Origin of the sequence: Mesorhizobium sp. M7A.F.Ca.CA.002.09.1.1 (assembly GCF_003998555.1) — a bacterium.
Taxonomy (GTDB): Bacteria; Pseudomonadota; Alphaproteobacteria; order Rhizobiales; family Rhizobiaceae; genus Mesorhizobium; species Mesorhizobium ciceri.
In genome coordinates this window covers 1-8,078 of the sequence record NZ_RZRR01000160.1, presented here as the reverse complement: position 1 = coordinate 8,078, position 8,078 = coordinate 1, and the positions used below count along the sequence as shown (strand labels likewise).

Sequence of the window (8,078 nt, the reverse complement as noted above, 5' to 3'; positions counted from 1 at the left end):
TCAACGAAGCATCCTCCGAGGGCTTCAGCACGATGGTGCAGCCGGTGGCGAGCGCCGGCGCGATCTTCCAGATCGACGCCGCGGTCGGAGCGTTCCAGGGGATGATCGCGCCGACAACGCCTACCGGCTCGCGCCTTGTGAACGAGACGATCTCGCCGGGGATCGAATTGTCTATGGATTCGCCATGCAGCGCGGTCGCCATGCCCGCATAGAAGCGCAGCATGCCGATGACGCGCCGCCGGTTGGCGAGCGTGCGCGTGATCGGCAGTCCCATGTCGAGAGTGTCGGAAACGCTGAGTTCTTCCCAATGGGTCTCGAAGAGATCGGCGATGCGCAGAAGCACGCACTGCCGCTCGTAGGGCGAGAATTTTGACCACGGCCCTTCGAAGGCCGTGCGCGCAGCGTCCACCGCCGCATCGATGTCGGCCGCCGAGCCACGCGGCACGGTGGCCAGCACTTCGCCAGTCGCCGGGTTGAGCGCCTGCATCTCCTGGCCGGATTGTGCCGGAACCCACTTGCCGCCGACGAACATCGGCCGGAATTCGCCATGGTAGAGCGCCGTGGCCTTCGCCCGCGGGTCGAAATTCAGCGTCATCTCTTCCTCCTCACAATTCCGTGGCGACTATGACTCCCACGCCGGTCGACCTCAAACAAGGAAAGCTAAAAGGGCGTTCAGATAATCGGACTGTGCAATGCACGCGACTTCCCCGATGGTGCCGGCAACGGAGGAACAGATATGAGACTTGCTGGCAAGGTCGCTATCGTCACGGGCGGCGGTTCGGGATTTGGCGAAGGCATCGTCAGGAAATTCGTCACCGAAGGTGCGCTGGTCGTGTTGATGGACCGTGATGAGGCCGCCGCGGCTCGCGTTGCTGCCGAAGCCGGCGAAAATGTGCGGCCAATCACTGGCGACGTCTCGACACTCGGAAGCTTCGAAGCGGCGGCAGACCTGGCCCGCTCGGCCTTTGGCGGTCTCGACATACTGGTCAACAATGCCGGCGTGGCCCAGCCGCCCTTGGCGCTCGAGACGATGGACGAAGAGATGTTCGACCGGATCGCCAACGTCAACATGCGATCCATCTACAATGGCGCCCGTGCGGTCGTCGCGCATTTCAAATCCATCAAATCAGGCGCCATCCTCAACGTCGCCTCCACCGGCGGCGTCTCGCCGCGCCCGAATTTGACGTGGTACAATGCTTCCAAAGGCTGGGCGATTGCCGCCACCCGGGCCATGGCCGTGGAACTCGCCCCCTTCGGCATCCGCGTCAACGCCATCAATCCGGTTGCCGGCGACACGCCACTTCTGTCCACTTTCATCGGCTCCGGCGAAGAGAACCGCGCCCGCGTCGTCGCCACCATTCCGATCGGCAGGCTGTCTACGCCGGCGGACATGGGCAACGCCGCGGCATTCCTGTGCTCCGACGAGGCCAGCATGATCACCGGCGTCGACCTCAACGTCGATGGCGGCAAGTGCATCTGAGCGTTAGACCATTTGGGAGTTGGCGATGAAGCCTGTCTACGAAATCGCCGTGGTGCATGGCGACGGCATCGGCCCGGAAGTCTGCGCCGCAGCGGTTCAAGTGGTGAAAGCAGCGCTCGGTCCCGGCAGCCCCTTGCACTTCAGCGAATACCCGGCCGGAGCCGAGCATTTCCTGAAGACCGGCCAGAGCTTTCCCGAGCCGACCTTCCAGGCCTGCCGCGAGGCGGACGCCATCCTGCATGGTGCGGGCGGCTTGCCGGGCGTCATCCATCCCGATGGGACCGAAGCAGGCCTGGATTTCACGCTGAGGCTGCGCTTCGAACTCGATCTCTATGCCAACATCCGCCCCGTCAGGCTTTTCGAGGGCGTGCCGAGCCCGTTGAGCGGAGTGAAGGCCGGCGGTATCGACTACATCATCTTGCGCGAGAACAGCGAAGGGCTTTACGCCGCGCGGGGATCGGGCGCGCTGTTGCGCGGCGAAGTGGCGGTCGACACGCTGGTGCAGACCCGCTCCGGCATCGAGCGCATCGCACGCAAGGCCTTCGAACTGGCGCGCCAGTCGGGCGGCGCGCCCCGTGACGGCGTGCGCCGGGTGACCTGCTGCGACAAGGCCAACGTGCTGCGCAGCTATGCCTTCTTTCGCTCCGTCTTCGACGAAGTGGCGAAGGACTATCCCGATATCGCGACCGAGCACGCGCTGGTCGACGCCATGGCGATGCATCTCGTGGTGAAACCGGGCCATTTCAACGTCATCGTCAGCGAGAACATGTTCGGCGACATCCTGTCCGACCTCGCCGCCGCGACGGTGGGCGGGATGGGCATGGCGCCTTCAGCCGAGATCGGCGCGGCCAACGGCTTCTTCCAGGCCGCGCACGGCTCGGCGCCCGACATTGCCGGCCAGGGTATCGCCAATCCGTATGGGACGATCCTGTCGGCAGCCTCGATGCTCGACTGGCTCGGCCACAAGCATGGCGACGAGAGACTCAACCAGGCCGCAGCGCGCATCCGTCGCGTGACCGAGGACTGCCTGGCCAACGGGCTTCTGAGCGCCGATCTGAAAGGCAGGGCGTCGACCAGCGAGATAACCCGTTCGGTCTGCGACCGGCTCGCTGCCGGGCGCGACTGATATGACCAAGCCAAGGATAAATCTTGTTGGACCTGGCAAGGTCGGCCAGACGCTCATGCGCCGGATATTCTTCATCGCCGGCCGGCACAGGGTCCAGACCTGAGATGGGCGCTCTCGATCGCCAGGTTTCGGTCGAGGACTTTCGCACGCTTGCCCGTCGTCGTCTGCCGAAATCCGTCTTCGAATTCATCGATGGCGGGGCGGGGCAAGAACTCACCCTCAAAGCCAATCGAAGCGATTTCGAAAAGATCAGAATTTTGCCGCGCGTGCTTACCGATGTTTCGCATCCGAACGTTTCCACGACGCTCTGGTCCGAGACCTTGCCAACACCGCTGGTGATCAGCCCGATGGGCTCCTGCGCGCTGGTCAGGCCCGGAGCCGACATTGCCATCGCGAGGGCGGCAACCGCTCGCAGCATCCCCTACACGCTCTCCACCATGGCCACGGCCAGCATCGAAGGCATGGCGCGAGCCGTACAGGGGCCGCTGTGGTTCCAGCTTTATGTGCTCAAGGATTTCGACTTCAATCGCCAGTTGGTGAGGCGAGCGGAAGAATTTGGCTATTCGACGCTGGTGGTGACCGTTGATCTGCAAGCCGGTGGCAAGCGCGAAAAGGATCTTAGGAACGGCATATCTATCCCACTGCGGCCTTCGGCCCGGCATCTCTGGGAAGGCATGCTTCATCCTGGCTGGTCGCTGCGCCTGCTGCGCGGCGGTCTGCCCCAGTTCGAGAACGTCCGCGGCTATCTCGGTGACAACAGCGCCGGCCTGACGATCGCCGCGCGTGTTGGCGGCAGCCTCCATGCAGGTTTCGACTGGGACGATTTCCGCCAGATCCGCGACTGGTGGAAAGGCCGGCTGCTGGTCAAGGGCGTCCTGCACCCGGGCGATGCGTCGCGACTGGTGGCGGCTGGTGCCGATGGCATCTGGGTGTCCAACCATGGAGGCCGCCAGCTCGACGGTGCTGTATCGAGCATCGATGCCCTGCCCGCTATCCGTCAGGCACTTGGCGCCCAAATCCCGATCCTCATCGATTCCGGTATCCGCACGGGCACGGACATCGTCAAGGCCAAGGCACGCGGCGCCACCGTCGCGGCGATCGGCCGGGCCGCCCTGTTCGGCGCCGTGGCTGGCGAGCCCGGCGTGGCCAAGGCACTGGATATCATCCTGGACGAAGTGGTGACTTGCCTCAGGCTCTGCGGGATCCCCCGTTTTCAGGAAGCGGGATCAGAAATGATAGCATAGCGCCAAGACGAGTGCTCACGCTTGGTCAAGAGGTACAGAAAACCCCCGCTCGTCCAATATTCTTCCTCATCATGCCAAGGTTTTGCTATCGCGGTTGTGCAAGCGGCTGCGGGCGGCCGACCAATTGCCGCCCTCACACGCCGCTCCTTCCCAAGCCCAGCGGCCGCCTGTCAGAGAGCACTTGTTTGATGCACACCCGCTAGCGGCGGTCGTGATTAAATTCGAGAGGCTGCACAGTCGGATAGGCAGACTAAGGTCGGCCGCCCGGTGCTGTTTTCGGTTCCATCCACCCGTTCTTCAGAATGTCGCGAAGCACGTTGCGGATGTCTTCGCCCGCTGCCGTTGCGCCGCTCGCCCAAGCGATCGCCAGTGCCCCGAAAAAGATGTCGCGCCCGGTCATCGTCCGTCGTGCAAGCCCTTCGTCCTGTGCAGCCTTCAGGATTCGCTCCGTCGTCGCGATGACAGCATGGCAGGTCGGCGTCAGCGGGGATTCTACTCGGCAAGCCGCCCGTAACGGTTCAGGCAAGCCCTCATAAGCCAGCATCCAGTCGCCGAGAGCTTCAACCCAGAGTTCGAGTGCGCGGCCTGCATCGCTCTCCCCGGCTTCGATTTCAACGCGACGATGGTCGAGGCCTTCATAATGAAGAACTAACAGCGCAGCCAGCAGGGCGTCTTTGTTTGGAAAATGGCGGTAGAGCGTCCCTGCTCCCACGCCCGCCAGCTTCGCAATAGAATCCATCGAAACGTCAACACTGTCGTTGCCGAACGCTTGTCGCGCCACCTCGAGAATGTGCGCCCGATTATGCTGCGCGTCCCTGCGCAGGGCTGACGCGACCGAAAATTGCGACATTACTGACCTTGAACCCTTGAATACCGGAGACACTCTCCGTATCTAAAAGCCGAATCGGAGAGAGTCTCCATATAGCCCCCGGTCGATTATTCTAACAGGTCGGCATTAGCGAGCGAAACGAGGACACGATGATCAGGCAGATGATACCGGCATGCATCCGGACAACGGGCACCGCAACCTGCCTGGCGCCTGGCGCGCGCCGTCAGTAGATGCCGCGAGCTATACGAGTTTCGAGGCGGACTGCTCCGTCGGCAGCACCGCCCTGCGCGACCCTCTGGATGTCCGCTCAATACGGAATAGATCCGCGCACCATGCGCTGAGCAACCGGGCACGCCCGCCTACTGCACGGAACTGACGTTGCCTGATCTTCAGGATGCGCTGTCCACGGCGGAAAAGGCGCGCGCACCCGGAATTCGCGACGCGCTGATCAAGGGCTTCATCGAGGCGACGCCTCCCCTCCGCCACGAGCAGATCGTAGCCCGCAACCGTGAAGTCACCGCCCGCCGATGAGAAACTTCTCCGGTTCCGGTCCGAGGTGGACCAATAAGACTGTCCAAGAATTCCTTCTGTTTGTCGGGAGCAACCTGAGGGACGACGATGACGAGGTAATTTGCGACAAAGGTGAAATCCCCCTTGATGATGCGAGGCATCAGCTCCTGCGCGCGGCATGCTCCGCTGCTCAACCAGCCATAGCGCCTGACTGGCGGCAGGAGGTTAGCCGCCGCCGCCCATGGTTACGGACATAAAGGCCCGGAAGGCCGCAGCCGCCGGTTCGATTGATCTGTCACGCGACCAGGCAAGGCCAACGTCCATAGTGGGGATGGGCTCGACAAGCCCGCGCACTTCGATGCGCTGCCCCTCCAAGGACCAGGGGCGGTAAACCATGTCGGACAGGACAGTGACCCCCATGCCGGCAGCCACGAGCGACCGCACGGCCTCGACCGAACTGGTGGTAAGGACGGCGCGGAGCGAAAGGCCCGCGGCATCCCAGTAACGGGCGGCCGTCGTGCGTGCCTCGTCAACCGTCAGCATGACATAATCTTCCGCCGCCACATCGGCGAGGCTGATCTCCTGCCGCGCGAGGAGGTGATGATCAGCCGAAAGCCAGAGCCGGCGGTTCGACCGCATCAAGACCTCCTGCGCCAACTCCTTGGTGTGCTCCAGGTTCGACACCAGCATCACGGCCATGTCGATGTCCCCGCACATCAACCCGCTTTCGAGAGCGTCTCGGGGCAGTTCCAGCACCTCGACCTCGATCTCGGGATAGGTCTTTCGAAAGCGCGCGTAGTGGCGCGACATGTAGTAGCCGACGACCGTGTAGGTCATGCCCAGCCGCAGCTTGCCCGCCAGGCCTTTCCTATCGCGCAACGGGCTTCGGACGGCGGCAGCGACGGCCCCGGTGATAACACGCGCATGTTCAAGAAACCGCGCGCCCTCCATCGTCAGTCTTACGCCAGCGTGGTTACGCTCCAAAAGCCGTACGCCCAGGTCAGCCTCAAGCGTCTTTATCGCCGCAGTGACCGCCGATTGCGAGATGTTGAGTTCCACCGCGGCATGACTGACCTGTCCGCTCTCGGCGGTCGCGATAAAATAATCCAGCTGTTTCAAGGTGATGGTCATGGTGCGCCCTGGCCCAGAACCATTATCTGTTTTTTTGATATGACAATCAATAAACTACTATTTCACAAATGCCCTCGCATGCGCAAAAAATGCTGCAACGCCGCAAAGACGGCAGCTTCGAGGGGTAACAATGTGATGGCGGTGACGCTAAACTGCGACATGGGCGAAAGCTTTGGCCTCTACAAGGTTGGCGATGATATGGGCATGATGCCCATCATCGACGTTGCCAATGTCGCCTGTGGTTTTCACGCTTCCGATCCGGATCACATGCACACCGCCGTCCGCAGCGCCAAGGCGAGTGGCGTAAAGATCGGCGCCCATCCAGGCTTGCCCGACATTCAGGGTTTCGGCCGGCGCGAGATGCGGATGACCCGCGAAGAAGTCAGAAACACCATCATTTACCAGGTGGGAGCGCTTGCCGGCTTCCTCAAGGCCGAGGGTGTGGAACTCCACCACATCAAGCCGCATGGCAGCCTCTACTTCATGGCCATGCAGCAGGAGGCAATAGCCCATGGCGTGTGCGACGCGGCAGAGATTTTCGGCGTACCCCTCTTCGGCATGACGGGCACCCTGCATGAGAAGATCTATCAAGAGCGCGGTATCCCATTTGTCGCTGAGTTCTATGCCGATCTCGACTACGATGCCTCCGGCAAGCTGATCTTGACACGCGTTCATGACGCCAAGGACCCCGCAGAGATGGCCGAGCGGTGCGTACGCGCCATCAGGGAGGGCGAGGGCACGGCAGAGGACGGCAGTTTCTTCCCTGTACGCTGCGAAACCATCTGCGTGCATTCCGATACGCCGAACGCCATCGAAATAGCCCGGGCCGTGCGCACCGCAATCGCCCCCTGGCACTGAACTCGACCGAACCCGCCCGCGCGGGCGGTTCCAGATTAGTCTGTCCGCAGTTTTCCGGAGCTTTTTATGGCCCAGATTCTTTCACCTCTTCCCGGCACTTTTTATCGCAGCGCTTCGCCAGACCAGCCGCCATACAAGGCGGATGGCGACGCGGTGTCCGCCGGAGACGTAATCGGTCTCATCGAAGTGATGAAGTCGTTCCACGAAGTGAGGGCCGAGACGGCCGGTACGAACATCCGCTTCATTGCCGACAATGAGGATCCCATCATGGCCGGCGCACCTATTGCGGATCTCGACTGATGCTGAAAAAGCTTCTGGTTGCCAACCGGGGCGAGATAGCGGTCAGGATCATCCGGGCCGCGCAAGATCTGGGGATCGCCACCGTGGCGGTGTATTCGGCCGCAGACGCCGAGTCGCTCCACGTCCAGCTTGCGGACGAAGCGGTCAACATCGGCCCACCAGCTGCAAAGAAGTCCTATCTCAATGTCGAAGCAATTCTGAAGGCTGCCCGCGACACCGGTTGCGACAGTGTTCATCCAGGCTATGGGTTCCTTGCCGAGAATGCCGCGTTTTCCGACGCGGTCACAGGCGCTGCATTGGTCTTCGTCGGCCCGTCGGGAGATGCGATCCGGATGATGGGAGACAAGGTCTCGGCGCGATCGGCCGCTGCCGCTGCAGGTGTCCCCGTCGTGCCAGGCTCGGCTGGCCGGGTCGAGGGCCTCGAGGCTGGCCACGAGGTGCTGACCGCAACCGGTTTTCCGGTGATGATCAAGGCGGCGGCAGGCGGCGGCGGGCGGGGCATCCGCATCGCGAACTCGCTTGCCGAGTTCGAACAAGCCTTTCCTCAGGCCGAAGCAGAAGCCCTCGCCGCCTTTGGCGATGGTGGTCTCTACATGGAAA

Annotated in this window: 10 protein-coding genes; 7 read left to right on the top strand and 3 right to left on the bottom strand. The window is 62.5% G+C overall.

Annotation, left to right across the window (positions count from 1 at the left end; genetic code table 11):
- The coding region (locus EN994_RS09855) for an aldehyde dehydrogenase family protein (protein ID WP_127307505.1) at window positions 1-595 on the bottom strand (595 nt) is incomplete at its 3' end.
- Between the two features lie 141 nt (window positions 596-736).
- Between EN994_RS09855 and EN994_RS09850 the strand changes: the two genes are divergently transcribed.
- The 3 genes from EN994_RS09850 to EN994_RS09840 all read left to right on the top strand — a co-directional run bounded on the left by EN994_RS09850 (window position 737) and on the right by EN994_RS09840 (window position 3,850).
- A complete protein-coding gene (locus EN994_RS09850) occupies window positions 737-1,480 on the top strand; it encodes a glucose 1-dehydrogenase (protein WP_013533144.1) in 744 nt (247 codons plus the stop codon).
- 25 nt (window positions 1,481-1,505) lie between these two features.
- Window positions 1,506-2,606 (top strand): isocitrate/isopropylmalate dehydrogenase family protein, encoded by a 1,101-nt coding sequence (locus EN994_RS09845; protein ID WP_063167474.1) that lies wholly within the window; start codon window positions 1,506-1,508, stop codon window positions 2,604-2,606.
- Window positions 2,607-2,710: 104 nt separating this feature from the next.
- Window positions 2,711-3,850, top strand: a complete 1,140-nt coding sequence (locus EN994_RS09840) for an alpha-hydroxy acid oxidase (protein ID WP_063167473.1) — start codon at window positions 2,711-2,713, stop codon at window positions 3,848-3,850.
- Window positions 3,851-4,100: 250 nt separating this feature from the next.
- On the opposite strand, the gene EN994_RS09835 is transcribed toward EN994_RS09840, so the two are convergent.
- Window positions 4,101-4,700 carry a TetR/AcrR family transcriptional regulator gene (locus EN994_RS09835; protein WP_063167472.1) on the bottom strand — a complete coding sequence of 200 codons (600 nt, stop codon included), beginning with the start codon at window positions 4,698-4,700 and terminating at the stop codon, window positions 4,101-4,103.
- A 357-nt stretch (window positions 4,701-5,057) separates the two neighbouring features.
- Here EN994_RS09835 and EN994_RS09830 point away from each other — a divergent pair, with 357 nt between their 5' ends.
- Window positions 5,058-5,210: a hypothetical protein gene (locus tag EN994_RS09830; protein WP_244514267.1), complete on the top strand. Its 153-nt coding sequence runs from the start codon at window positions 5,058-5,060 to the stop codon at window positions 5,208-5,210.
- 204 nt (window positions 5,211-5,414) lie between these two features.
- Here EN994_RS09830 and EN994_RS09820 read toward each other — a convergent pair whose 3' ends face one another.
- Window positions 5,415-6,320: a LysR family transcriptional regulator gene (locus EN994_RS09820; RefSeq protein ID WP_013533150.1), complete on the bottom strand. Its 906-nt coding sequence runs from the start codon at window positions 6,318-6,320 to the stop codon at window positions 5,415-5,417.
- A 135-nt stretch (window positions 6,321-6,455) separates the two neighbouring features.
- Here EN994_RS09820 and EN994_RS09815 point away from each other — a divergent pair, with 135 nt between their 5' ends.
- From EN994_RS09815 to EN994_RS09805, 3 genes are all read left to right on the top strand, one after another.
- The gene (locus EN994_RS09815) at window positions 6,456-7,178 is read left to right on the top strand and encodes a LamB/YcsF family protein (protein WP_024502406.1); all 723 of its coding nucleotides are present in this window, start codon (window positions 6,456-6,458) and stop codon (window positions 7,176-7,178) included.
- A gap of 66 nt (window positions 7,179-7,244) precedes the next feature.
- Window positions 7,245-7,478 (top strand): acetyl-CoA carboxylase, encoded by a 234-nt coding sequence (locus EN994_RS09810; RefSeq protein ID WP_013533152.1) that lies wholly within the window; start codon window positions 7,245-7,247, stop codon window positions 7,476-7,478.
- Window positions 7,478-8,078, top strand: a 601-nt coding sequence (locus EN994_RS09805) for a biotin carboxylase N-terminal domain-containing protein (protein WP_281060138.1), incomplete at its 3' end; no start/stop codon positions are given. The genes EN994_RS09810 and EN994_RS09805, both read left to right, overlap by 1 nt.

Bases quoted from the DNA above. Each gene is read 5' to 3' on its own strand.
- EN994_RS09845 (WP_063167474.1), top strand. From the start codon at position 1,506: ATGAAGCCTGTCTACGAAATCGCCGTGGTGCATGGCGACGGCATCGGC.
- EN994_RS09835 (WP_063167472.1), bottom strand. From the start codon at position 4,700: ATGTCGCAATTTTCGGTCGCGTCAGCCCTGCGCAGGGACGCGCAGCAT.
- EN994_RS09850 (WP_013533144.1), top strand. From the start codon at position 737: ATGAGACTTGCTGGCAAGGTCGCTATCGTCACGGGCGGCGGTTCGGGA.
- EN994_RS09815 (WP_024502406.1), top strand. From the start codon at position 6,456: ATGGCGGTGACGCTAAACTGCGACATGGGCGAAAGCTTTGGCCTCTAC.
- EN994_RS09820 (WP_013533150.1), bottom strand. From the start codon at position 6,320: ATGACCATCACCTTGAAACAGCTGGATTATTTTATCGCGACCGCCGAG.
- EN994_RS09810 (WP_013533152.1), top strand. From the start codon at position 7,245: ATGGCCCAGATTCTTTCACCTCTTCCCGGCACTTTTTATCGCAGCGCT.
- EN994_RS09840 (WP_063167473.1), top strand. From the start codon at position 2,711: ATGGGCGCTCTCGATCGCCAGGTTTCGGTCGAGGACTTTCGCACGCTT.